Raw genomic sequence first — 24,454 nt, 5'->3', positions numbered from 1 at the left:
ATTGGGTCGAGATCAGAGCGGCTCCTTTTTGTGAGAGCGGCACCTGACCGTCAACGGTATTGGAGGAAGACGTTGTCTCGCCCGAACTGGTCACGCAGGGCTTGAATCAACGCATCCGCCGGATCGATTCGCCAGGTCTCGCCGAACTGCAGCAAGGCCTTCGCATCGGGGCTCGTGTACTCCATGGTGATCGGGCACGCACCACGGTGACGCTTGAACAAGTCACCCAGCCAGCGTAGCTGATCGCCCTTCAAATCCTTGGTCTGCAGCTTCAGGCGCAGGCTTTCAGCGAGATTGGTGCGCGCATCTTCCATGCTCATCACGCGCTTGACTCGCAGGCGCAAGCCGCCGGAAAAGTCGTCGTTGCTGACCTCGCCCTCGACCACCACCATCGCATCGGTCTGCAACAGCGATTGCGCCGAATGGAACGCGTCGGCAAACAGCGAGGCTTCGATCCGCCCGGACCGGTCATCAAGGGTGATGAACCCCATCTTGTCGCCCTTTTTGTTCTTCATCACCCGCAGGGCGATAATCATCCCCGCGACAGTCTGTGTATCGCGAGCCGGTTTCAGGTCAATGATGCGCTGACGGGCGAAGCGGCGGATTTCGCCTTCGTATTCGTCGATCGGGTGACCGGTCAGGTACAGGCCCAGGGTGTCTTTCTCCCCTTTCAGGCGCTCCTTGAGCGTCAACTCCTTGGCCTTGCGGTGACTGGCGTAGACGTCGGCATCTTCCTCTACAAACAGACCGCCAAACAGGTCGGCATGGCCGCTGTCGTGGGTGCGAGCGGTTTGTTCGGCAGCCTTGATCGCCCCTTCCATTGCGTTCAGCAGGATCGCGCGGTTCTGGTCGATACTGGCTTGATAGGCTTTGGGTTCGTCGTGGAAGCACGGGCCCAGACGATCCAGTGCGCCGCTGCGGATCAAACCGTCCAGGGTGCGTTTGTTGATCCGCTTGAGGTCGACACGGGCGCAGAAATCGAACAGGTCCTTGAACGGCCCGTCCTGACGCGCCTCGGTGATTGCCTCGACCGGCCCTTCACCCACACCCTTGATCGCACCGAGGCCGTAAATGATGCGCCCTTCGTCGTTCACCGTGAACTTGAACTCAGAGGTATTCACATCCGGCGCGTCGAGACGCAGCTTCATGGTGCGAATTTCTTCGATCAAGGTCACGACCTTGTCGGTGTTGTGCATATCCGCGGAAAGCACTGCGGCCATGAACGGCGCCGGATAGTGCGTTTTCAGCCATGCCGTCTGGTACGACACCAGGCCGTAAGCGGCGGAGTGGGACTTGTTGAAGCCGTAACCGGCGAATTTCTCTACCAGGTCGAAAATGTTACCGGCAAGGTCGGCATCGATGTTGTTGGTCGCGCAACCTTCAATGAAACCGCCGCGCTGCTTGGCCATTTCTTCCGGCTTTTTCTTACCCATGGCTCGACGCAGCATGTCCGCACCGCCGAGGGTGTAGCCGGCCATGACCTGGGCAATCTGCATCACCTGTTCCTGATACAGGATGATGCCGTAAGTCGGTGCCAGAACAGGCTTGAGGCCTTCGTACTGGTAGTCCGAGTGCGGGTACGCGAGTTCGGCGCGACCGTGCTTACGGTTGATGAAGTCGTCCACCATGCCCGATTGCAACGGGCCCGGACGGAACAGGGCCACCAGTGCGATCAAGTCTTCGAGGCAGTCGGGCTTGAGCTTTTTGATCAGCTCTTTCATCCCGCGCGACTCAAGCTGGAACACCGCAGTGGTTTCAGCTTTTTGCAGCAGTTGATAAGTCGGTTTGTCATCCAGCGGGATGAACGCGATGTCCAATGGCGGCTCATCCACCTTGGCGCGATCGCGGTTGATCGTTTTGAGTGCCCAGTCGATGACGGTCAGGGTCCGCAGACCCAGGAAGTCGAACTTCACCAGACCGGCAGCTTCAACGTCGTCCTTGTCGAACTGGGTCACCAGGCCGTCACCGGCCTCATCGCAATAAATCGGCGAGAAGTCTGTCAGCTTGGTCGGTGCGATAACCACGCCACCGGCGTGTTTGCCGACGTTACGCACCACGCCTTCCAGCTTGCGCGCCATTTCCCAGATTTCGGCGGCTTCTTCATCGACCTTGATGAAATCACGCAGGATCTCTTCCTGCTCGTAGGCCTTTTCCAGGGTCATGCCGACTTCAAACGGGATCATCTTCGACAGACGATCTGCCAGCCCGTAGGACTTGCCCTGTACCCGCGCCACGTCACGGACCACAGCCTTGGCGGCCATGGAACCGAAGGTGATGATCTGGCTTACCGCGTTGCGACCGTATTTCTCGGCCACATAGTCGATCACGCGGTCACGACCGTCCATGCAGAAGTCGACGTCGAAGTCGGGCATGGATACCCGTTCAGGGTTAAGGAAACGTTCGAAGAGCAGGTCATATTCCAGCGGATCGAGGTCGGTGATCTTCTGTACATAGGCCACCAGCGAGCCGGCGCCCGAACCCCGGCCCGGCCCCACCGGCACGCCATTGCTCTTGGCCCACTGGATGAAGTCCATCACGATCAGGAAGTAACCGGGGAAACCCATCTGGATGATGATATCCAGTTCGAAATTCAGCCGGTCAACGTAGACCTGACGCTTGGCTTCGTAGTCTTCGGTAGTGTCTTTGGGCAGCAAAACGCTGAGACGGTCTTCCAGACCATCGAACGAAACCTTGCGGAAATACTCGTCGATGGTCATTCCATCGGGGATCGGGAAGTTGGGCAAAAAGTGAGTGCCCAGCTTCACTTCGATGTTGCAGCGCTTGGCGATCTCGACGGTGTTTTCCAGCGCCTCGGGAATGTCGCTGAAAAGCTCCGCCATTTCCTCGGCGCTTTTGAGGTATTGCTGATCGCTGTAGTTCTTCGAACGCCGCGGATCGTCGAGGGCGCGGCCCTCACCGATGCACACGCGGGTTTCGTGAGCGGCAAAGTCTTCCTGCTTGATGAAGCGCACATCGTTGGTCGCCACCAGCGGCGCCCCAATCTTCGCGGCCAGGGCCACGGCACCGTGCAACTGTTCTTCATCGTTGGGGCGATTGGTGCGCTGGATTTCCAGGTAGAAACGATCCGGAAACACTGCCATCCATTCGCGCGCCAGGTTTTCCGCTTCCGCCGGATTGCCGCTGAGCATGGCCAGACCGATCTCGCCTTCCTTTGCCGCCGACAGCATGATCAAGCCTTCACTGGCTTCGGCCACCCACTCGCGCTCGATGATGACCGAGCCATTGCGCTGGCCATCGATGAAGCCACGGGAGATCAGTTCAGTGAGATTGCGGTAGCCGACCGCGTTCATCGCCAACAGGCTGATCCGGCTCAGGGCATTGTCCGGATCCTTGTTCGACAGCCACAGGTCGGCGCCGCAAATCGGCTTGATGCCGGCGCCCATGGCTGCTTTGTAGAATTTGACCAGGGAACACATGTTGTTCTGGTCGGTGACCGCCACGGCAGGCATGTTCATGCCGACCAGGGTCTTGACCAGCGGTTTGATCCGCACCAGACCGTCGACCAGGGAGTATTCAGTGTGCAGGCGTAGGTGAACGAATGAAGCCGGCATAGTGATCCTGTCTAGTAACGTGAAGACAACAAGGCCCGGATTGTACCGGGCCTTGGCAAAAACATCAGCCTTGCGACTAACTCTCGATCAGGTTTACACGAGCTTCGTACGCCAGGCGAACCGGGGCGAACGAACGGCGGTGAATAGGCGTCGGCCCCAGTCGGGCCAGCGCTTCCAGATGAACGGGCGTCGGGTAGCCTTTGTGGCCGCCGATCCCGTAACCCGGGTAAATCAGTTCGAACGCCGCCATTTCACGGTCGCGGCTGACCTTGGCTAGAATCGAGGCTGCCGCAATGGCCGGCACCTTGCTATCACCCTGCACCACTGCTTCGGCGCGCATGGACAGTTTCGGGCAACGGTTGCCATCGATCATCGCCAGCTTCGGCTGAATGTGCAGGCCTTCGATTGCGCGCTGCATGGCCAGCATGGTGGCGTGGAGGATATTCAACTCGTCAATTTCTTCGACTTCAGCCCGGGCGATGCACCAGCTCAGGGCTTTTTCGCAGATTTCGTCGTAGAGCTTTTCGCGACGGGCTTCGGTGAGCTTCTTCGAATCGTTCAAGCCGAGGATCGGCCGATTCGGATCGAGAATCACCGCAGCCGTGACCACGGCACCGCAGAGCGGACCGCGACCGACTTCGTCGACACCGGCGACCAAATCTTCCACTTCAGCGACCAAGTTGAAATCCAGCCCCATCTGCATGCTTGTCTTACTCATTGTACTTGGCCGATCAGTTTCAGCACTGCATCCGCAGCCTGGTTGGAGGCATCCAGACGCAAGGTCCGGTGAATTTCGTCGAAGCCGCGCGTTTGCTCTTCACCGCCTTCGATCAATGGCGAAAGTGTTTGGGCCAACGCTTCGACCGTGGCGTCGTCCTGCAACAACTCGGGCACCAACAGACGCTGGGCCAGCAAGTTCGGCAAGGAAACATAAGGACTTTTCACCATGCGCTTGAGAATCCAGAACGTCAGCGGCGCCAGTCGATAGGCAACCACCATCGGCCGCTTGTACAACAACGCTTCAAGGGTCGCGGTTCCGGAAGCGATCAGCACCGCATCACACGCAGCCAGGGCCAGATGGGATTTGCCATCAAGCAAGGTCAACGGCAGATCGCGGCCAACCAGCAATGCTTCCAGTTGCGCGCGGCGCTCAGGACTGGCGCATGGCATGACGAACCGAACGCCAGGACGCATCGCACGCAGGCGCTGGGCGGTATCGAGGAACAACGCACCGAGACGGCCAACTTCGCCGCCACGGCTGCCCGGCATCAACGCGACCAGCGGCCCGTCCGGCAGACCGAGTTCTGCCCGTGCGGCGGCACGATCGGCTTGCAGCGGTATGGCGTCGGCGAGCGAATGCCCGACAAATCGCACCGGTACGCCCTTCTCTTCGTAGAATTTGGCTTCGAACGGGAACAGCGTCAGCATCAGGTCGCAACCTTCACGAATCTTCAGCACCCGCTTCTGTCGCCAGGCCCAGACCGACGGGCTGACGTAATGCACGGTCTTGATCCCGGCCTGACGCAGCTTGAGTTCGATATTGAGGTTGAAGTCCGGGGCATCGATACCGATGAACACGTCCGGTTTCTCGGCGATCAGGTCGGCGATCAGCTGCTTGCGACGCTTGAGCAACTCGCGAAGCCGACCCAGCACTTCCACCAGCCCCATGACCGAAAGCCGTTCCATCGGGAAATACGAGACCAGGCCTTCGGCCTGCATCAGCGGGCCACCGACACCGATGAATTCCACGGCCGGATACTGAGTTTTGAGCGCGCGCATGAGACCGGCGCCCAGAATGTCACCGGAAGCCTCACCTGCCACCAGTGCAATACGCAGATTGGCCATGATTAACGAGTGATGCCGCGGGTCGAAGACTGGATGGAGTCACGGAACACCGCGACTTCCGGGAACTGATCCGAAGGCTCGGCCAACTCGGCGAGCGCCTGCTCAACCGTCAGGCCCTGGCGGTAAACCACCTTGTAGGCACGACGCAGGGCGTGGATCGCGTCTTCGCTGAACCCACGACGGCGCATGCCTTCGAAGTTCATGCTGCGGGCTTCGGCGGGGTTGCCGAACACCGTGACGTAGGCGGGAACGTCTTTGCCGATGGCGGTGCCCATGCCGGAAAAGCTGTGGGCGCCAATGTGGCAATACTGGTGAACCAGGGTAAAACCGGACAGGATCGCCCAGTCTTCGACGTGCACATGACCTGCCAACGCAGTGTTGTTGACCAGGATGCAGTGATTGCCGATAACGCTGTCGTGACCGATGTGGGCATAGGCCATGATCAGGTTGTGATCACCCAGTGTCGTTTCCGAGCGGTCCTGAATGGTCCCGCGGTGAATCGTCACGCCTTCACGGATGACGTTGTGGTCACCGATGACCAGGCGGGTTTCTTCACCTTTGTATTTCAAATCGGGCGTGTCCTCACCTACCGAAGAAAACTGGTAGATGCGGTTATGCTTACCGATTCGGGTCGGGCCCTTGAGAATTACATGCGGCCCGATCACCGTCCCCTCGCCGATTTCCACACCTGCGCCGACGATCGACCAAGGGCCGACCTCAACGTCGTCGGCCAGAATGGCCGTCGGATCGATGATTGCGCGAGGGTCAATCAAACTCATAGTTTGCGTTCCGCGCAGATGATTTCAGCGGAGCAGACTGGCTTGCCATCGACCGAAGCCTGGCACTCGAACTTCCAGATCTGACGCTTGCAGCTGATGAAGCGGGCTTCGAGGATCAACTGATCGCCTGGGGTGACGGGCTGGCGAAAACGCAGCTTGTCAGAGCCGACGAAGTAGTAAAGCGTGCCGTCGGCAGGCTTCACGTCGAGCATTTTGAAGCCAAGGATACCGGCAGCCTGAGCCATCGCTTCGATGATCAACACGCCCGGCATGATTGGATGCGCAGGAAAGTGACCATTGAAGAACGGCTCGTTGATGCTGACATTCTTGTAGGCGCGAATGCGCTTGCCTTCCACATCCAGTTCCACGACTCGGTCCACCAGCAGGAACGGGTAACGGTGGGGCAGGTATTCGCGAATCTCGTTGATGTCCATCATTTCGGGGGGAAGCCTATGTAAAGATTGGAAGCGCGCGACTGACGCGCGCCCCTCTAGCAAATCAAGGAGGCAGTCTAGCGGCTGTGCACACTTGATATGGAAATGGTATCAGCCATCTGATGAAGCATTACCGTCAGGGGTCACTTCCCCCACACGCTTTTCCAGCTGTCGCAAACGTCGCGCGATGTCATCGAGCTGACGGATACGGGCCGCGCTTTTGCGCCATTCGGCCGCTGGTTGCATCGCCGTACCGGAAGAATAGGAACCCTTTTCGGTAATCGAGTGGGTCACCATGGTCATCCCGGTGATAAAAACGTTGTCGCAAATTTCGATATGCCCCACCAGCCCAACGCCACCGGCGAGCATGCAATGCTTGCCGATTTTGGTGCTGCCGGAAATCCCGACGCACGCCGCCATTGCGGTGTGATCACCCACCTGCACGTTGTGGGCGATCTGAATCTGGTTGTCGAGCTTAACGCCATTACCCAGAATGGTATCGGCCAGTGCGCCGCGGTCGACAGCGGTATTCACGCCAATCTCCACGTCATCACCAACCAGAACGCCGCCAATCTGCGCAATTTTCTGCCAGACACCCTTTTCGTTGGCAAAACCGAAGCCTTCGCCACCGAGTACGGCACCGGACTGAATCACGACCCGTTTGCCGATACGAACGTCGTGGTACAGCGTGACCCGCGGAGCCAGCCAGCCGCCTTCGCCAATTTCGCAACGGGCACCAATGAAGCAATGCGCTCCGATGGTCACACCCGCAGCAATACGCGCCTGGCTTTCGATTACGGCAAAAGCACCGATACTCGCCGCCGGATCCACCACTGCGTCCAGGGCCACGACGGCTGTCGGGTGAATACCGGCAGGCGCCTTGGGCTTGGGATCGAACAGATGGGAAATTCGCGCGTAGGCCAGATACGGATCAGGCACCACCAGGGCATCACCGACAAAACCTTCTGCGTCAGCGGCCTTCAGCAACAGGGCTGCAGCCCGGCAGTCCACCAGGTATTTACGGTATTGGGGATTTGCGAGAAAGCTCAACTGAGCTGGGCCAGCCTCTTGCAAAGTGGCTAGCCCAGTAATTTCTTTCTCCGGGTCGCCACGTAGCGTGGCGCCAAGGAACTCGGCCAACTGGCCGAGCTTTATAGTCGCTGTCATGGATTACTTCAGCTGATTCATGCGCTCGATAACCTGGCGAGTGATGTCGTACTGAGGTTTGACATCAATCACTGCGCCACGCTCGAAGACCAGGTCAAAAGCACCTTTCTTGATGACTTCTTCCACAGCGCTGTCCAGTTTCGGCTTGAGCTGCTTCAGCATTTCACGGTCGGCAACGGCTTTGGCTTCGTTCAGTTCCTTGGACTGGAACTGGAAGTCACGGGCCTTTTGCTTGAACTCGAGTTCAAGGCGTTCACGCTCGCCTTGCTGCATCTTGTCGCCACCGGCCATCAGACGATCCTGAATGCCTTTGGCGCTGCTTTCCAACGTCTTGAGCTTGGTCAGTTGCGGACCAAATTTCTTCTCGGCATCCACGGCGTATTTCTTGGCAGCATCGGATTCCAGCAGCGCCATCTGATAGTTCAGAACGGCGATTTTCATGTCGGCAAAAGCCGGACCTGCTACCAATACGGTTGCCAAGAGAACCAATTGAGTCAACTTACGCACGATGCACTCCTACAAAATCCATTGTCGTTATCTTGGGTCAGACGCTTAGAACGTCTGGCCGAGGGAGAATTGGAACACTTGAGTCTCGGCATTGCTGTCCGGCTTCTTGACTGGCATCGCCAAGGCGAAGCTCAACGGACCAAGGGCGGTAACCCAAGTCACACCGACACCCACCGAACTGGCCATATTGCTCAAGCTGACGTCATTACACTGAGTGTTGGACTTCGAGCCATCGGCGTTGGTGCTCTGCTTGCAAGTCGAATCGAACACGTTACCTACGTCCCAGAATACCGAAGTGCGCAAGGAACGCTGATCTTTCACGAACGGCATCGGGAACAGAACTTCTACACCACCTTGAATCAGGACGTTGCCACCAAACGGCAGTGGTTTCTGGTCCGGGTCGACCGAGGTGCCCGGGTTCACGCCACGGCTCGGCGTACTACGAGGCCCCAGGGTGCTGTCCTTGAAACCACGAACCGAGTTGAAACCACCAGCATAGTAGTTTTCATAGAACGGCAAGCCGTCGGTATCACCATAACCATCGCCATAACCCAATTCGGTGTGCAGGCGCATGGTGTAATTTTCAGACAGCGGCTGGAACAACTGACCGCGGTAATCGAGCTTGAAGAACGACAAGTCGCTGCCCGGCGTCGTGGCTTCTGCAGTCAAGCTCTGGGAGTGACCACGGGTTGCCAGCACACCTTTGTTCAAGGTGGATTCAGACCAACCGGCCGATGCCTTGAAGTTGAGGTATTGATCGCCTTCCTTGTTAACGAAGTCGAAGATTTCGTCGACGGTGTAGAGACCGGTCTTGATCTTGTCTTGTTGTGCAGACAAACCAAACGTCAGACGCGACGTCTCGCTGATCGGATAACCAACGCTGACACCTGCACCCAGGCTGTCTACGGCGTAGCTCGCTACGTTGACATCAAGGTCTTTGTAGTCGGTGGTGCGATAGAAGGCGTTGTAACCCAGGCTGACGCCATCGGCAGTCCAGTACGGGTCGACATAACCGAAGTTATAACGGCTTTGGTATTGGCTGCGGGTCAAGCCGATACTGACCTTGTTACCCGTACCCAGGAAGTTGTTCTGGGTGATCGAACCGCCGAGGATCAGACCGGCGCTCTGGGCAAAACCGATGCTGGCAGTGATCGAACCGGAAGCCTGTTCTTCAACGCTGTAGTTCACGTCGACCTGGTCATCGACGCCCGGTACGGCCGGGGTTTCGACGTTGACTTCCTTGAAGAAGCCCAGGCGTTCAAGACGAGTCTTGGATTGGTCGATCAGGTAGGTCGAAGCCCAGCCGCCTTCCATCTGACGCATTTCGCGGCGCAGCACTTCGTCTTCGGACTTGGTGTTGCCACGGAAGTTGATACGGTTGACGTAAGCACGCTTGCCCGGATCAACAGCGAAAGTGATGTCCACTGTGTGGTCTTCATCGTGAGGCTGAGGCACGCCGCTGACGTTGGCGAAGGTGTAGCCCTCGTTACCCAGACGACGGGTGATCAGTTCGGACGTGGTGGTCATCAGCTTGCGCGAGAACACCTGGCCTTTCTGAACCAGCAATAGCGACTTGACCTGGTCTTCAGGGACTTTCAGGTCGCCGCTCAGCTTGACGTCACGAACGGTGTATTTTTCGCCTTCGTTGACGTTGACAGTGATGTAGACGTGTTTCTTGTCCGGGGTGATGGACACCTGGGTCGAAGCGATATCCATGTTGATATAGCCACGGTCCAGGTAGTAGGAGCGCAGACGCTCCAGGTCACCGGAGAGTTTTTCACGAGCGTACTTGTCGTCGTTCTTGAAGAACGACAGCCAGTTGGTAGTCTTGAGCTCGAACAGGTCGATCAGGTCCTCATCAGGGAAGACCGTGTTACCCACCACGTTGATGTGCTGGATAGCGGCAACGGTGCCTTCGTTGATATTGACCTTCAGGGCAACGCGGTTACGCGGCTGCGGCACCACTTCGGTGTCGACGGTAGCCGAGTAGCGACCCTGGGCGACATATTGGCGCTGCAGCTCGTTACGGACACCTTCGAGGGTGGCTCGCTGGAAGATCTCGCCTTCAGCCAGACCGGATTGTTTGAGGCCCTTCATCAGGTCTTCAGTGGAGATCGCCTTGTTACCCTCGATCTCGATACTGGCGACCGACGGACGCTCGACTACCGTGATGACAAGGACGTTGCCTTCACGGCCCAGTTGGATATCTTGAAAGAACCCGGTTTTGAACAGCGCACGAGTGGATTCCACCAGGCGACGATCGTCCGCCTGTTCACCGACGTTTAACGGCAAAGCACCAAAGACGCTACCCGCGGAGACCCGCTGGAGGCCATTGACGCGAATATCAGAGATAGTGAAGGACTCGGCGTGAACTTCGGCGATCATCAATACGGTGAGAACCGCAGTTAGCAGCAGACGTTTCATGAAGTCCTTTCTTATTCCAACTGGCAATAAACAAACTGCCGCAAAATGCGGCAGATTCGCAATTCAGCGAAGTGTTACAGACGGCCCAAATCATTGACCAGAGCAAGCAACATCACCCCGACCACTAAACTGATACCGATCTGTATCCCCCAACCCTGCACCCGATCCGACAAGGGACGACCACGCGCCCACTCGATCAGATAAAACAACAAATGCCCCCCATCCAGTACAGGAATAGGCAACAAATTCAGAACCCCCAGGCTAATACTCAGATAAGCAAGGAAATTCAGGAAATCAGCGACACCCGACTGGGCAGAAGCGCCCGCCACTTTAGCAATGGTTATCGGTCCACTCAAGTTTTTTACCGAGAGCTCACCGAACAACATTTTCTTGAGCGAATCGAGGGTCAGTACGCTCATGGTCCAGGTACGTTGAGCCCCCTCCCCAATCGCGGCCACAGGACCGTAACTGACTTCGCGGATCATCTCTGGTGGCCAATCGACTGCTTTCACCCCGGCGCCCATATAACCGGTGGGTGCCTTGCTCTCGCCGCGAGCGGCCAGAGTCACTGGGACGTCGATTTGAGCACCATCGCGCTCGACGCGCAGCAGGATTTTGGTATCAGGATGCATACGCACCGTATCAACCACTTGTTGCCAGTCATCGAGCGCCTTGCCATCAAGGCTCAGCAGCCGGTCACCGGTTTTCAGGCCCGCTGCCTGCGCAGGGCCCTTCGGATCCAGCTCGGCCAACACCGGCGGCAACGCCGGACGCCAAGGACGAATACCCAACGAGCGGATGGGATCCGGCTCGTCTGCGCCCTTGAGCCATTTGTTCAGCATCAGCTCGCGAGGCGAATCCGCCGTGGAACCCTGCTCGCGCACCAACAATTGAAGAGAACCGCTTTCGCCCAGACGCCGAACCAGTCGCAGATTCACCGCAGCCCAGCCGGAAGTCGGCTCACCGTCGACGGCAATGATTTCCTGACCCGCGCTCAAACCCGCCTGCGCGGCAATGCTGCCCGACTCGACCGCGCCGATAACCGGACGCACTTGCTGGCTGCCGACCATGGCCAGCACCCAAAAAAACACCATCGCCAACAGAAAGTTGGCAATCGGGCCCGCCGCCACGATAGCAATACGCTGACGGACGGATTTGCGATTGAAGGCTTGATCGAGCTGATCGGCCGGCACCTCGCCTTCGCGCTCGTCGAGCATTTTGACGTAGCCGCCCAAAGGAATGGCAGCCACCACGAACTCGGTGCCTTTCCTGTCGTGCCAACGCAGCAATGGCAGGCCAAAACCCACGGAGAAACGCAGCACTTTGACCCCACAGCGACGCGCGACCCAGAAATGGCCGAACTCGTGGAAGGTGACCAGCACGCCCAAGGCTACCAGGGTGCCGACAATCATATAGAGCGCGCTCATCTACTTTCTCCGCAATCCTATCCAGTGCTGCATGGGGCAACGTATTTCAGCACTTACCGCCCGTGACGACTCAACCACTGTCCGGCGTGTTCTCGCGCTTTCGCGTCCGCCGTGAACACTGTCTCTAGATCATTCACCGCCACAACAGGTTCGAGGTTTAACACTTCTTCGATGATACTCGCGATTTCCGGATAGCGAACCCGTCCGTCGAGAAACGCCGCCACAGCCACTTCATTGGCTGCATTCAGCATGGCCGGAGCGCTGTTGCCAGCCTCAGCCGCCTGACGCGCAAGGCGCAGGCAAGGGAAACGCTCTTCGTCGGGAGCCTGAAAGTCCAGGCGAGCGATGGCGAACAGATCCAGCGGCGCTACACCCGAATCAATCCGCTCAGGCCAGGCCAGGGCGTTGGCAATCGGTGTGCGCATGTCGGGGTTGCCCAACTGCGCCAGCACCGAACCATCGATATAGTCGACCAGCGAATGAATCACGCTTTGAGGGTGAATGACCACTTCGACCTGGGATGGCTTGGCATCAAACAACCAGCAGGCTTCGATCAATTCGAGCCCTTTGTTCATCATGCTGGCCGAATCGACCGAGATCTTGCGACCCATGGACCAGTTCGGGTGGGCGCACGCTTGCTCAGGGGTAACATGCGCCAGTTCGGCCAACGGCGTCTGTCGGAACGGACCGCCAGAGGCTGTCAGCAGAATCCGACGCACACCGACCGCGCCAAGCCCTCGGGCGAAATCCTGCGGCATGCACTGGAAAATCGCGTTGTGCTCGCTGTCGATCGGCAGCAGCACCGAACCGCTTTTGCGCACAGCCTGCATGAACAGAGCACCGGACATCACCAGCGCTTCTTTGTTGGCTAGCAGGATCTTCTTGCCAGCCTCAACCGCCGCCAACGTCGGACGCAAGCCTGCCGCACCGACGATAGCTGCCATGACCGCATCGACCTCGGGATCGGCGGCGACCTGACACAGCCCCTCCTCCCCTACCAGCACGCGGGTCGACAGGCCGGCAGCGCGCAAGTCGTCCTGCAGGGTTCGGGCAGTGGCCGCTTGCGGCACGACCGCAAATCGCGGCGTATGACGCACGCACAAGGCCAGCAGCTCACTCAAGCGGGAGAACCCGCTCAAGGCGAAAACCTGAAAGCGCTCCGGATGGCGAGCGATCACATCGAGCGTGCTCAGACCAATCGACCCGGTAGCCCCCAGAACGGTTATCTGTTGAGGGCGGCTCATGGTGCAGCCATCCACAACAGCACAGCGAACACCGGGATCGCAGCCGTCAGGCTGTCAATCCGGTCCAGCACGCCGCCGTGCCCTGGCAGCAGGTTACTGCTGTCCTTGATCCCCGATTGACGCTTGAACATGCTCTCGGTGAGGTCGCCCACCACAGAGATAAACACGATCACCGCCGATCCCAAAAGGCCCATCAATATCTGTACGAAACTCCAGTCACGCGCCACGCCTACGATTGCCGCCAGCACCAGACTCAGCAGCAAGCCACCGTACACACCTTCCCAGCTCTTGCCGGGACTGACCTTCGGCGCCAGCTTGCGCTTGCCGAAGGCCCGACCGGAGAAGTACGCGCCGATATCGGCCCCCCAGACGAGCACCATCACCGCCATGATCAGCCAGTTACCCAAAGGCTCCTGCTTGATCTGGACCAGACCTTGCCAAGCCGGCAACAGAATCAACAAACCGATCACCAGTTTGCAGGCGGCACTGGCCCAGTGTTCGCTGGAACGCGGGTAAGTCAGCACCAGATACGTCGCCACGCCCCACCAAAGCACCGAAGCGCCCAGGACCCAAGGCGCGAGCCCCGGGAGGATGTGCATGATAAACAGGATGAATGCGACCACGGCCGCGTAGGCGATGCGAATCGGCTGGGCGGTGAAGCCTGCCAGGCGAGCCCACTCCCACGCGCCGAGGGTCACGACCAGCCCGATGAACAGCGCAAAGCCTGTGCCTTCGAGCAGGAAAAACCCGCACAAAGCGATCGGCAGCAGGATCAGCGCGGTGATGATTCGTTGTTTAAGCATTAAACGCGGGCCCCAGCCTCGATCTGCTCGCTCGTTTTACCGAAGCGGCGCTGACGAGAAGCGTAATCGGCCAGTGCGTTACGCATGGCTTCGTGTTTGAAGTCCGGCCAGAACAGGTCGGAGAAATACAACTCGGCGTAGGCCAGTTGCCACAGCAGGAAGTTACTGATGCGGTGCTCGCCCCCGGTGCGAATGCACAAGTCCGGCAACGGCAGGTCGCCGGTGGCCAGGCAAGTCTGCAACAACTCGGGAGTGATGTCCTCCGGACGCAGATGCCCGGCCTGAACCTCGCGCGCCAGACGCTGCGCGGCTTGCGCAATATCCCACTGACCACCGTAGTTGGCGGCGATCTGCAAGACAAAGCGGTTGGTTCCGGCGGTCATCGCTTCGGCTTCACGCATCGCAGCCTGAAGCTCGGGATGGAAACGCGAACGATCACCGATGATGCGCAAACTGATGTTGTTGTCGTTGAGGCGCTTGGCCTCGCGACGCAACGCCTTGAAGAACAGATCCATCAAGGCACTGACTTCATCGGCGGGGCGCTGCCAGTTCTCGCTGGAGAAAGCGAACAGCGTCAACACCTCGACCTTGGCCTCGGCGCATACCTCAATCACTGCACGAACGGCATCCACGCCCGCTTTATGACCGGCGACACCGGGCATAAAGCGTTTTTTCGCCCAGCGATTGTTCCCATCCATGATGATCGCGACATGGCGCGGCACCGCGGACGGTGCAGTCTGCTTAGTCTTTTCCATGAAAACGCGACCCTTATACGGCCATCAGGTCTTTTTCTTTCTGCGCCAGATTCGCATCGATTTCAGCCACATACTTCTTGGTCAAATCGTCGATCTCGCCAGTTGCACGACGTTCTTCGTCTTCGCTGATTTCCTTTTCCTTGACCAGATCCTTCAGCGAGCTGTTTGCATCGCGACGGATGTTGCGCACAGCAACACGGGCGTCTTCTGCAACATCACGCGCCTGCTTGGTGAAGCCCTTGCGGGTTTCTTCAGTCAGGGCTGGCATGGAGATCAGCAACAACTCGCCCAGGTTGGTCGGGTTGAGGTTCAGACCGGCACTACCAATGGCCTTGTCGACGGCGCCCAGCATGTTGCGCTCAAAGGCAACGACTTGCAGGGTACGGGCGTCCTTGACGGTGATGTTCGCCACTTGCTTGATCGGGGTGTCGGAACCGTAATACGGCACCATCACGCCTTCAAGAATGCTTGGGTGCGCCTGGCCGGTACGAATGCGGCCGAAGTTGTGCAACAGCGACTCGACGGATTTCTTCATACGCTCTTGAGCGTCTTTCTTGATTTCATTGATCATTGTTGGCCTTCCTCGATCAGGGTCCCTTCAGCGCCGCCATGCACGATGTTCAGCAGGGCGCCGGGCTTGTTCATGTTAAAGACGCGCAACGGCATCTTGTGGTCTCGGCACAGGCAAATGGCCGTCAGATCCATCACGCCCAGCTTGCGATCCAGCACTTCATCGTAAGTCAGATGATCGAACTTCTCGGCATGCGGGTCTTTGAATGGATCTGCAGTGTAAACGCCATCGACCTTGGTCGCCTTGAGCACAACGTCGGCGTCAATTTCGATTGCACGCAGGCAGGCTGCCGAATCCGTGGTGAAGAACGGGTTGCCGGTACCGGCCGCGAAAATAACAACTTCCTTGGCGTTCAGGTGACGCATCGCTTTGCGGCGATCATAGTGATCAGTCACACCCACCATGGAAATGGCCGACATCACGATTGCCGAGATATTGGCACGTTCCAGTGCGTCGCGCATGGCCAAGGCGTTCATCACAGTGGCCAGCATGCCCATGTGGTCGCCAGTCACCCGATCCATGCCGGCCGCGCTCAGCGCTGCACCGCGAAACAGGTTGCCGCCACCAATCACCAGGCCGACCTGGACACCGATACCGACCAGTTGGCCGACTTCAAGTGCCATGCGATCCAACACCTTGGGATCGATCCCGAACTCTTCGGACCCCATCAGGGCCTCGCCGCTAAGCTTGAGTAGAATGCGTTTATAGCGAGCCTGATAACCACTGCCCTGCTGAGCCATTGCGAATCTCTCCTGCGGCGTATTTTAAAAATTCTTTGCGAGCTGTTTACAGCTGGCGTTCACTCTAGCTTGGCGCTGCTTCAGCGCCATCGGAACATGGCTTTGTAAGCCAGTTCCAAACGGAAACCAATTAAAAATTGGTGCCCCATCTGAAAAGAGGCTGCGCGCGTAAGCGGGCAGCCTCTTCAGGGCGACAGTTGAAAACTGTCTTATTGCTTGGCGGCAGCCAGCTGGGCAGCAACTTCTTCGGCGAAGTTGTCGACCGGCTTCTCGATGCCTTCGCCTACTTTGAAGTAGGTGAAAGAAACGATTTCTGCACCGGCTTTCTTGGCCAGTTCGCCAACCTTGATTTCAGGGTTCTTGACGAACGCCTGCTCAACCAGGCTTGCTTCGGCCAGGAACTTGCTGATACGGCCTTTGACCATGTTCTCAACAATGTTTTCTGGCTTGCCTTTGATTTTTTCTTCGTTCAGCTGCAGGAACACAGCTTTTTCACGCTCGATCGCTTCAGCCGAAACTTCCGAAGGCAGCAGGAATTCAGGGTTGCTGGCTGCTACGTGCATTGCGATGTCTTTAGCCAGCTCTACGTTGCCGCCTTTCAGAACAACCGCTACACCGATTTTGTTGCCGTGCAGGTAGCCACCAACAACATCACCCTCAACGCGAACCAGGCGACGGATGTTGACGTTTTCGCCAACCTTGCCGACCAGTACCAGGCGAGCAGCTTCTTGAGCTTCAACCAGAGGCTCAACGGTAGTCAGCTTGTCAGCGAATGCTTTTTCAACGCTGGCAGCAACGAATGCCTTGAAGTCATCCTGCAGAGCCAGGAAGTCGGTCTGCGAGTTCACTTCCAGCAGAACAGCGGATTTACCGTCTTCTTTCAGAGCGATAGCGCCTTCAGCAGCAACGTTGCCTGCTTTCTTGGCAGCCTTGATGGCGCCCGAAGCACGCATGTCATCAATGGCTTTCTCGATGTCGCCGCCAGCCTTGGTCAAGGCCTTTTTGCAGTCCATCATGCCTTCGCCAGTACGCTCGCGCAGTTCTTTGACCAACGCTGCAGTAATCTCTGCCATTTCAAAATTCCTCTTGGATAGGTTTTCAACCATTCCACCCGATCGAACGGGCGATCAATTCTTCCCGAAACACCTTTGTAAGTCGCTGCACGTTACAAAAGCTGTAGCTGCGCTACCGACAAACGGTTTTCGAGGTGGCAAAAAGGGGGCCAAGCCCCCTTTTTGCTTACTGAGTCAACGCCTAGGCGCTAATTACTCAGCTGCAGCTGCCGGAGCTTCTTCAGCGAACTGCTCGGTGCCACCAGCAACGTGGTTGCGACCGCGGATAACAGCGTCAGCCATCGAACCCATGTACAGCTGGATAGCGCGGATTGCGTCATCGTTGCCTGGGATGATGTAGTCAACGCCTTCCGGGCTGCTGTTGGTATCGACTACGCCGATAACCGGGATGCCCAGCTTGTTGGCTTCGGTGATCGCGATGCGCTCGTGATCAACGTCGATAACGAACAGTGCGTCTGGCAGACCGCCCATGTCCTTGATACCACCCAGGGAACGATCGAGCTTCTCAAGATCGCGAGTGCGCATCAGCGCTTCTTTCTTGGTCAGCTTGGCGAAAGTACCGTCTTCGGCTTGCACTTCAAGGTCACGCAGACGCTTGATGGAAGCACGGATGGTTTTGAAGTTGGTCAGCATGCCGCCCAACCAGCGGTGATCGACGTACGGCGAACCGCAACGTGCTGCTTCTTCAGCAACGATCTTGCCAGCGGAACGCTTGGTGCCGACGAACAGAATCTTGTTTTTGCCCTGGGCCAGGCGCTCTACGAAAGTCAAAGCTTCGTTGAACATTGGCAGGGTTTTTTCAAGGTTGATGATGTGAATCTTGTTACGAGCGCCGAAAATGTACTTACCCATTTTCGGGTTCCAGTAACGGGTCTGGTGACCGAAGTGCACACCGGCCTTCAGCATATCGCGCATGTTGACTTGGGACATGATAGTTCCTTAATAAGTCGGGTTTGGCCTCCACGTATCCCAATGACCAACCAGCAGCATCAGCTGAAGGCACCCAGGTCATCGTGTCGACACGTGTGTGGATTTAAGCCTTTCGGGGTATCCCCGGAAAGCGGCGCATTTTATATCACAGGACTGCAAAAAACGGAACCCGGATTCTCAATTCGTGACGCGCAGCTTCATGCGCGCCCTTGGAATCGTTCAAGATTGCACCAAACTATAGAGACAAGCGACGCACAGAGGCTCAGATTTGCACTGATCGTCTGTTAGAATTGCGTTTTTAAGGGTCGCGAAGATCGATCGCGCATTGCCCATTTCGTATTAGCGAGCGCCATCGAGCGCAGAGAGAGCCTGTATGACCGTCACCCTCAAAACCCCCGAGGACATTGCAAAGATGCGTGTCGCCGGCAAACTGGCCGCCGATGTGCTGGAAATGATTGCCGAATACGTCAAGCCGGGCATCACCACAGACGAACTGGACCGCATCTGCCACGACTATATCGTCAACGAGCAGAAAGCCATCCCTGCCCCGCTCAACTACAAAGGCTTCCCCAAGTCTATCTGCACCTCGATCAACCACGTGGTCTGCCACGGCATCCCGAACGACAAGCCGCTCAAAGATGGCGACACGCTGAACATCGATGTCACCGTTATCAAAGACGGCTACCACGGCGACACCAGCCGCATGTTCCATGTCGGCACCGTGCCGGTCTGGGCCGAGCGTCTGTCGCAGGTCACCCAGGAATGCATGTACAAGGCGATCGAACTGGTCAAGCCGGGCTGCCGCCTGGGCGACATCGGCGAAGTCATCCAGAAGCACGCTGAAAAGAACGGTTTCTCGGTGGTTCGCGAGTTCTGCGGCCACGGCATTGGCAAAGTCTTCCACGAAGAGCCGCAAATCCTGCACTACGGCCGCGCTGGCACCGGCATGGAGCTCAAAGCGGGCATGACCTTCACCATCGAGCCGATGATCAACCAGGGCAAGGCGGATACCAAGGTGCTGGGCGACGGCTGGACCGCGATCACCAAGGACCGCAAGCTCTCCGCGCAGTGGGAACACACCCTGCTGGTGACCGAAACCGGTTACGAGATCTTCACCCTGCGCGCCGACGACACCATCCCGCGCGTTTCGGCCTGATCCGAACCGCGCAGCTCCCAGCTTTATAGACAGGAATGCCAATCGATGCCGCAGGTGGATCCCGAACTCTTCGACCGCGGCCAGTTCCAGGCTGAACTGGCCTTGAAGGCAAGCCCGATCGCGGCCTTCAAGAAGGCGATCCGTCAGGCCCGCGAGGTGCTCGACGGGCGCTTTCGCAACGGCCGCGATATTCGTCGGCTGATCGAGGATCGCGCCTGGTTCATCGATAACATCCTGCAAAAGGCCTGGGAGCAGTTCAACTGGAGCGAAGACGCCGATATCGCGCTGGTCGCGGTCGGCGGCTACGGTCGCGGCGAGTTGCACCCTTATTCCGACATCGACCTGCTGATCCTGCTCGACAGCGCCGATCACGAAATCTTCCGTGATTCCATCGAGCGTTTTCTGACGCTGTTGTGGGACATCGGCCTGGAAGTCGGTCAGAGCGTTCGCTCCGTGGACGAATGCGCCATCGAGGCCCGCGCCGACCTGACGGTCGTCACCAACCTGATGGAAAGCCGCACCATCTGCGGTCCCGAACGTTTGCGCCAGCGCATGCTTGACGTCACCAGCACCGCGCACATGTGGCCGAGCAAGGACTTCTTCCTGGCAAAACGCGCCGAGCAAAAGGCCCGTCACCACAAATACAACGACACCGAATACAACCTGGAACCCAACGTCAAAGGTTCGCCCGGCGGCCTGCGCGATATCCAGACGATTCTGTGGGTGGCCCGTCGCGAGTACGGCACTCTGAACCTGCGAGCCCTGGCGGGCGAAGGCTTCCTGGTGGAGAGTGAAAACGCCCTGCTGGCCTCGTCCCAGGAGTTCTTGTGGAAGGTTCGCTACGCATTGCACATGCTCGCTGGCCGCTCCGAAGACCGCTTGCTGTTCGACCACCAGCGCTCGATAGCCGGACTGTTGGGTTTCGAAGGCGATGACGCCAAGCACGCCATCGAAAACTTCATGCAACAGTATTACCGGGTAGTCATGAGCATCGCCCAGCTCAGCGACCTGATCATCCAGCACTTCGAAGAAGTCATCCTCGCCCCGGAAGATCAGGCGCCACCGCAGCCGATCAACTCGCGATTCCAGCTGCACGACGGTTACATCGAAGCGCGCAGCGAAAACGTATTCCGCCGCACACCGTTCGCCATGCTCGAGATTTTCGTGCTGATGGCCCAGCAGCCGGAAATCAAAGGTGTGCGCGCCGACACCATTCGTCTGCTGCGCGAGCATCGCCACCTGATCGACGACGACTTCCGCAACGACATACGCAATACCAGCCTGTTCATCGAGCTGTTCAAGTGCAAGATCGGCATCCACCGCAACCTGCGCCGGATGAACCGTTACGGCATTCTCGGCCGTTATCTGCCGGAGTTCGGCTTCATTGTCGGGCAGATGCAGCACGACCTGTTCCACATCTATACGGTCGACGCCCATACCCTGAATCTGATCAAGCACCTGCGTAAGTTGCAGTACACACAGGTGTCGGAAAAATTCCCGCTGGCCAGCAAGCTCATGGGCAAATTGCCCAAGCCCGAACTGATTTACCTCGCCGGCCTGTACCACGACATCGGCAAGGGTCGGCACGGCGATCATTCGGAAATCGGCGCAGTGGACGCCGAAGCCTTTTGCCAACGCCATCAGTTGCCAGTGTGGGACAGCCGCCTGATCATCTGGCTGGTACAGAACCACCTGGTGATGTCGACCACCGCTCAGCGCAAGGACTTGTCCGACCCGCAGGTCATCCATGACTTCGCCCAGATTGTTGGCGACGAAACCCGTCTTGATTATCTGTATGTATTGACCGTCGCCGACATCAATGCCACCAACCCGACGTTATGGAATTCCTGGCGCGCCAGCCTGTTACGCCAGCTCTACACCGAAACCAAACGTGCCTTGCGCCGCGGCCTGGAAAACCCGGTGGATCGGGAAATGCAGATCCGCCAGACCCAGAGCGCAGCCCTGGATATCCTGGTGCGCGGTGGGACCGACCCGGACGATGTCGAACAGCTGTGGTCGCAACTGGGCGACGACTACTTCCTGCGTCATACCGCCGGCGACGTAGCCTGGCACACCGACGCGATCCTCCAGCAACCCGCTGGTGGCGGGCCGCTGGTGCTGATCAAGGAAACCACCCAGCGCGAATTCGAGGGCGGCACGCAGATTTTCATTTATGCCCCCGATCAACACGACTTCTTCGCCGTGACCGTGGCCGCGATGGACCAGCTCAACCTGAACATTCACGACGCCCGGGTCATCACGTCCAGCAGCCAGTTCACCCTCGACACCTATATCGTGCTCGACACTGACGGCGACTCGATTGGCGACAACCCGGCGCGGGTCAAACAGATCCGTGAAGGCCTGACCGAAGCCCTGCGCAACCCCGACGATTACCCGACGATCATCCAGCGCCGCGTACCGCGCCAGCTCAAGCATTTCGCGTTCGCGCCGCAGGTGACGATCCACAACGACGCCCAGCGTCCGGTGACCGTGCTGGAGCTCAGTGCTCCGGACCGCCCGGGCTTGCTGGCGCGCATTGGCACGATCTTCCTGGAGTTCGATCTGTCGCTGCAAAACGCCAAGATTGCGACCCTCGGCGAACGCGTGGAAGACGTGTTCTTTATCACCGACGCGAACAACCAGCCGTTGTCCGACCCGCTGCTGTGCACCCGTTTGCAGGATGCAATCGTCGAACAGTTGACCGTCAGTAACGAACCCGAGATCCAATTGTCGCGCATCAGCATCTGAGTTAACCCATTCCCCCCTGTGGGAACGAGCCCCTGTGGGAGCTGGCTTGCTTGCGATAGCATCACCTCGGTGCATCTGACACACCGAGGCGCCTGAATCGCAGGCAAGCCCGACGCCCACACAAAGCTCGCTCCCACATTGAACGAGGCCCCGCATGAACAACGCTTTGAACCAGTTGCAGCCCTACCCGTTCGAAAAGCTCCGCGCCCTGCTCGGCAGCGTCACGCCAAACCCGGACAAGCGCGCCATCGCGCTGTCCATTGGCGAGCCGAAGCACCGTTCGCCAAGCTTTGTCGCCGAAGCCCTGGCCAGCAATCTGGATCAGATGGCCGTGTACCCGACCACCCTTGGCATTCCCGCCCTGCGAGAAGCCATTGCTGCCTGGTGCGAACGCCGTTTCAGCGTCCCGAGCGGCTGGCTCGACCCTGCGCGCAACGTGCTGCCGGTCAATGGCACCCGCGAAGCGCTGTTCGCCTTCACCCAGACCGTGGTCAACCGTGGCGACGACGCGCTGGTAGTCAGCCCGAATCCGTTCTATCAGATCTATGAAGGCGCGGCGTTCCTCGCCGGGGCCAAGCCGCATTACCTGCCGTGCCTGGACGAAAACGGTTTCAACCCGGATTTCGATGCCGTATCGCCAGACATCTGGAAGCGTTGCCAGATCCTGTTCCTGTGCTCGCCGGGCAACCCGACCGGCGCACTGATTCCGGTCGACACCTTGAAGAAGCTGATCGCCCTGGCCGACGAACACGACTTCGTTATCGCCGCGGACGAATGCTACAGCGAGCTGTACTTCGACGAGCAAACGCCGCCAGCCGGCTTGCTCAGCGCCTGCGTCGAGCTGGGCCGCAAGGATTTCAAGCGTTGCGTGGTATTTCACAGCCTGTCCAAGCGCTCCAACCTGCCAGGCCTGCGATCGGGTTTTGTGGCCGGTGACGCCGAGATCCTCAAGGGCTTCCTGCTCTACCGCACCTACCATGGCTGCGCCATGCCGGTTCAGACCCAGTTGGCCAGCGTTGCCGCGTGGAACGACGAAGTGCATGTGCGCGCCAATCGTGCGCTGTATCGCGAGAAATACGATGCGGTACTGGAAATCCTTGGACCGGTGATGGATGTGCAGCGCCCGGACGGTGGTTTTTACCTGTGGCCGAACGTTGAAGGCGACGATGAAGCGTTTTGCCGTGATCTGTTTGTAGAGGAACACGTGACCGTGGTGCCGGGTTCTTATCTGTCTCGTGAAGTTGACGGCTTCAATCCAGGTGCCGGGCGCGTGCGCATGGCACTGGTTGCGCCGCTGGCGGAATGCGTGGAAGCGGCCGAGCGGATTCGCGCCTTTATCCAGCGTCACAAGTAACACCAACCAAGCCTGTACTGTGCAATGCAGTACAGGCTTTAACGAAAGAAATATTAGTTAACCGCTTTAAACTTTACCCTCTTCAGCCGAACAACTAACCTCCCATCAAGCAACCGCTACAAGACCACGTAAACATCACTATTACACTTATCTTCCATACCGTTTATAAGGATATAAACCATGAACAATTTTCTTTCGTGCGACATTCAAACTCCTGTTGATCCTCGTGCCTCTTACGAAGCGGCTACACAAGAAAGAAAAAGCAACTCACCGCAAAGCAAATCAAATAGACCTACCCTCAGTATTGGCGCGCACACGAAGTACTGGGCAACGGGTAGAACACTCAAAATTGCCATCAATCGCTGGGACGACGACTTATTCAATACCGTCAAAAACGCCATCAATCAATGGGCTCCTTACGTCAATCTCAATTTCGAATTCGTCGACCTCAGTGATAACGACGAACTCTTTGAAGGTGATATTCGCATCGACCTCTCACCTTTCTACGATAAGGTGGCGTTCTCCCGCATCGGCACAGATGCATTAACGACTCCTGCCAATGAAGTCACCATGGGTTTAGGAATCAATAGTACCGATGAAAATTATAGTGCCGTGGTGATCCATGAATTTGGTCACGCTTTGGGTCGACTGCACGAACACCAACACCCTGACGCAGATATTCCTTGGGACCGGGAAAAAGTTTATGAGGCACTTCAACGCAACCATGGAATGTCGAGGGCTACAGTAGACGCCACCTTATTCCCCCTCCCTAAGGATAACAACGCGACTTATGCCCCCTATGACCGACACTCCGTGATGCATTATCAAGTAACAAACGACGCCACCCTTGGCGATTGGGAGCAACTTCAAAACAAACACCTCAGCGAAGGCGATATCGCGTTCGCTCGACAAGCTTATCCATAAA

Annotated in this window: 20 protein-coding genes; 4 read left to right on the top strand and 16 right to left on the bottom strand. The window is 57.9% G+C overall.

Translation table 11 applies throughout. The features are described 5' to 3' along the window. Window positions 1–50: 50 nt before the first annotated feature. The 16 genes from dnaE to rpsB all read right to left on the bottom strand — a co-directional run bounded on the left by dnaE (window position 51) and on the right by rpsB (window position 18,271). Window positions 51–3,572, bottom strand: a complete 3,522-nt coding sequence (dnaE, locus tag ACM6I0_RS28435; protein ID WP_285430358.1) for a DNA polymerase III subunit alpha — start codon at window positions 3,570–3,572, stop codon at window positions 51–53. A gap of 76 nt (window positions 3,573–3,648) precedes the next feature. Next, window positions 3,649–4,275, bottom strand: a complete 627-nt coding sequence (gene rnhB, locus ACM6I0_RS28430; RefSeq protein ID WP_285430390.1) for a ribonuclease HII — start codon at window positions 4,273–4,275, stop codon at window positions 3,649–3,651. 11 nt (window positions 4,276–4,286) lie between these two features. Next, on the bottom strand, window positions 4,287–5,417 hold the full coding sequence (gene lpxB / locus ACM6I0_RS28425; RefSeq protein WP_414923829.1) for a lipid-A-disaccharide synthase: 1,131 nt from the start codon (window positions 5,415–5,417) through the stop codon (window positions 4,287–4,289). A 2-nt stretch (window positions 5,418–5,419) separates the two neighbouring features. Continuing rightward, window positions 5,420–6,196, bottom strand: coding sequence for an acyl-ACP--UDP-N-acetylglucosamine O-acyltransferase (gene lpxA, locus ACM6I0_RS28420; RefSeq protein WP_090187807.1), 777 nt, complete (start codon window positions 6,194–6,196; stop codon window positions 5,420–5,422). Beyond that, window positions 6,193–6,633 carry a 3-hydroxyacyl-ACP dehydratase FabZ gene (gene fabZ / locus ACM6I0_RS28415; protein ID WP_017336708.1) on the bottom strand — a complete coding sequence of 147 codons (441 nt, stop codon included), beginning with the start codon at window positions 6,631–6,633 and terminating at the stop codon, window positions 6,193–6,195. The genes lpxA and fabZ overlap by 4 nt, the downstream gene beginning before the upstream one ends. 108 nt (window positions 6,634–6,741) lie before the next feature. Continuing rightward, the gene (gene lpxD / locus ACM6I0_RS28410; protein ID WP_285430361.1) at window positions 6,742–7,797 is read right to left on the bottom strand and encodes a UDP-3-O-(3-hydroxymyristoyl)glucosamine N-acyltransferase; all 1,056 of its coding nucleotides are present in this window, start codon (window positions 7,795–7,797) and stop codon (window positions 6,742–6,744) included. A gap of 3 nt (window positions 7,798–7,800) precedes the next feature. Then, a complete protein-coding gene (locus ACM6I0_RS28405; protein ID WP_008028980.1) occupies window positions 7,801–8,304 on the bottom strand; it encodes an OmpH family outer membrane protein in 504 nt (167 codons plus the stop codon). Window positions 8,305–8,349: 45 nt separating this feature from the next. Beyond that, entirely contained in the window at window positions 8,350–10,728 is a 2,379-nt protein-coding gene (gene bamA, locus ACM6I0_RS28400; RefSeq protein ID WP_285430362.1) for an outer membrane protein assembly factor BamA, read from the bottom strand. Window positions 10,729–10,802: 74 nt separating this feature from the next. After that, window positions 10,803–12,155 carry a sigma E protease regulator RseP gene (gene rseP, locus ACM6I0_RS28395; protein ID WP_414923828.1) on the bottom strand — a complete coding sequence of 451 codons (1,353 nt, stop codon included), beginning with the start codon at window positions 12,153–12,155 and terminating at the stop codon, window positions 10,803–10,805. Window positions 12,156–12,208: 53 nt separating this feature from the next. Further along, window positions 12,209–13,399, bottom strand: a complete 1,191-nt coding sequence (gene ispC, locus ACM6I0_RS28390; RefSeq protein ID WP_414923827.1) for a 1-deoxy-D-xylulose-5-phosphate reductoisomerase — start codon at window positions 13,397–13,399, stop codon at window positions 12,209–12,211. Next, window positions 13,396–14,202, bottom strand: a complete 807-nt coding sequence (locus tag ACM6I0_RS28385; protein WP_414923826.1) for a phosphatidate cytidylyltransferase — start codon at window positions 14,200–14,202, stop codon at window positions 13,396–13,398. The genes ispC and ACM6I0_RS28385 overlap by 4 nt, the downstream gene beginning before the upstream one ends. Further along, window positions 14,202–14,957: a polyprenyl diphosphate synthase gene (gene uppS / locus ACM6I0_RS28380; RefSeq protein ID WP_222589971.1), complete on the bottom strand. Its 756-nt coding sequence runs from the start codon at window positions 14,955–14,957 to the stop codon at window positions 14,202–14,204. The genes ACM6I0_RS28385 and uppS overlap by 1 nt, the downstream gene beginning before the upstream one ends. A 13-nt stretch (window positions 14,958–14,970) precedes the next feature. Further along, entirely contained in the window at window positions 14,971–15,528 is a 558-nt protein-coding gene (gene frr, locus ACM6I0_RS28375) for a ribosome recycling factor (protein WP_208669802.1), read from the bottom strand. Then, window positions 15,525–16,268, bottom strand: a complete 744-nt coding sequence (gene pyrH, locus ACM6I0_RS28370; RefSeq protein WP_003172271.1) for a UMP kinase — start codon at window positions 16,266–16,268, stop codon at window positions 15,525–15,527. Before pyrH ends, frr begins: the two co-directional genes overlap by 4 nt. 209 nt (window positions 16,269–16,477) lie before the next feature. Beyond that, window positions 16,478–17,341, bottom strand: a complete 864-nt coding sequence (tsf, locus tag ACM6I0_RS28365; protein ID WP_285430369.1) for a translation elongation factor Ts — start codon at window positions 17,339–17,341, stop codon at window positions 16,478–16,480. A 192-nt stretch (window positions 17,342–17,533) separates the two neighbouring features. Continuing rightward, a complete protein-coding gene (gene rpsB / locus ACM6I0_RS28360; protein WP_090187835.1) occupies window positions 17,534–18,271 on the bottom strand; it encodes a 30S ribosomal protein S2 in 738 nt (245 codons plus the stop codon). Window positions 18,272–18,644: 373 nt separating this feature from the next. Here rpsB and map point away from each other — a divergent pair, with 373 nt between their 5' ends. From map to ACM6I0_RS28340, 4 genes are all read left to right on the top strand, one after another. Continuing rightward, a complete protein-coding gene (map, locus tag ACM6I0_RS28355; RefSeq protein WP_414923825.1) occupies window positions 18,645–19,427 on the top strand; it encodes a type I methionyl aminopeptidase in 783 nt (260 codons plus the stop codon). Window positions 19,428–19,472: 45 nt separating this feature from the next. Next, entirely contained in the window at window positions 19,473–22,175 is a 2,703-nt protein-coding gene (locus tag ACM6I0_RS28350) for a [protein-PII] uridylyltransferase (RefSeq protein WP_414923824.1), read from the top strand. Between the two features lie 154 nt (window positions 22,176–22,329). Then, the gene (gene dapC / locus ACM6I0_RS28345; RefSeq protein WP_414923823.1) at window positions 22,330–23,529 is read left to right on the top strand and encodes a succinyldiaminopimelate transaminase; all 1,200 of its coding nucleotides are present in this window, start codon (window positions 22,330–22,332) and stop codon (window positions 23,527–23,529) included. 180 nt (window positions 23,530–23,709) lie between these two features. Next, window positions 23,710–24,453, top strand: a complete 744-nt coding sequence (locus ACM6I0_RS28340) for a M12 family metallopeptidase (RefSeq protein WP_414923822.1) — start codon at window positions 23,710–23,712, stop codon at window positions 24,451–24,453. Window position 24,454: the final 1 nt, after the last annotated feature.

The sequence above is a fragment of the Pseudomonas sp. IT-P294 genome (assembly GCF_949767865.1).
Classification (GTDB): domain Bacteria; phylum Pseudomonadota; class Gammaproteobacteria; order Pseudomonadales; family Pseudomonadaceae; genus Aquipseudomonas.
This window is presented reverse-complemented; position numbering and strand designations above follow the sequence as displayed.

Bases quoted from the DNA above. Each gene is read 5' to 3' on its own strand.
- ACM6I0_RS28340 (WP_414923822.1), top strand. From the start codon at position 23,710: ATGAACAATTTTCTTTCGTGCGACATTCAAACTCCTGTTGATCCTCGT.
- rpsB (WP_090187835.1), bottom strand. From the start codon at position 18,271: ATGTCCCAAGTCAACATGCGCGATATGCTGAAGGCCGGTGTGCACTTC.
- uppS (WP_222589971.1), bottom strand. From the start codon at position 14,957: ATGGAAAAGACTAAGCAGACTGCACCGTCCGCGGTGCCGCGCCATGTC.
- dapC (WP_414923823.1), top strand. From the start codon at position 22,330: ATGAACAACGCTTTGAACCAGTTGCAGCCCTACCCGTTCGAAAAGCTC.
- lpxA (WP_090187807.1), bottom strand. From the start codon at position 6,196: ATGAGTTTGATTGACCCTCGCGCAATCATCGATCCGACGGCCATTCTG.
- ACM6I0_RS28385 (WP_414923826.1), bottom strand. From the start codon at position 14,202: ATGCTTAAACAACGAATCATCACCGCGCTGATCCTGCTGCCGATCGCT.
- fabZ (WP_017336708.1), bottom strand. From the start codon at position 6,633: ATGATGGACATCAACGAGATTCGCGAATACCTGCCCCACCGTTACCCG.
- lpxD (WP_285430361.1), bottom strand. From the start codon at position 7,797: ATGACAGCGACTATAAAGCTCGGCCAGTTGGCCGAGTTCCTTGGCGCC.
- rnhB (WP_285430390.1), bottom strand. From the start codon at position 4,275: ATGCAGATGGGGCTGGATTTCAACTTGGTCGCTGAAGTGGAAGATTTG.
- dnaE (WP_285430358.1), bottom strand. From the start codon at position 3,572: ATGCCGGCTTCATTCGTTCACCTACGCCTGCACACTGAATACTCCCTG.
- pyrH (WP_003172271.1), bottom strand. From the start codon at position 16,268: ATGGCTCAGCAGGGCAGTGGTTATCAGGCTCGCTATAAACGCATTCTA.
- tsf (WP_285430369.1), bottom strand. From the start codon at position 17,341: ATGGCAGAGATTACTGCAGCGTTGGTCAAAGAACTGCGCGAGCGTACT.
- map (WP_414923825.1), top strand. From the start codon at position 18,645: ATGACCGTCACCCTCAAAACCCCCGAGGACATTGCAAAGATGCGTGTC.
- bamA (WP_285430362.1), bottom strand. From the start codon at position 10,728: ATGAAACGTCTGCTGCTAACTGCGGTTCTCACCGTATTGATGATCGCC.
- rseP (WP_414923828.1), bottom strand. From the start codon at position 12,155: ATGAGCGCGCTCTATATGATTGTCGGCACCCTGGTAGCCTTGGGCGTG.
- lpxB (WP_414923829.1), bottom strand. From the start codon at position 5,417: ATGGCCAATCTGCGTATTGCACTGGTGGCAGGTGAGGCTTCCGGTGAC.
- ispC (WP_414923827.1), bottom strand. From the start codon at position 13,399: ATGAGCCGCCCTCAACAGATAACCGTTCTGGGGGCTACCGGGTCGATT.
- frr (WP_208669802.1), bottom strand. From the start codon at position 15,528: ATGATCAATGAAATCAAGAAAGACGCTCAAGAGCGTATGAAGAAATCC.
- ACM6I0_RS28350 (WP_414923824.1), top strand. From the start codon at position 19,473: ATGCCGCAGGTGGATCCCGAACTCTTCGACCGCGGCCAGTTCCAGGCT.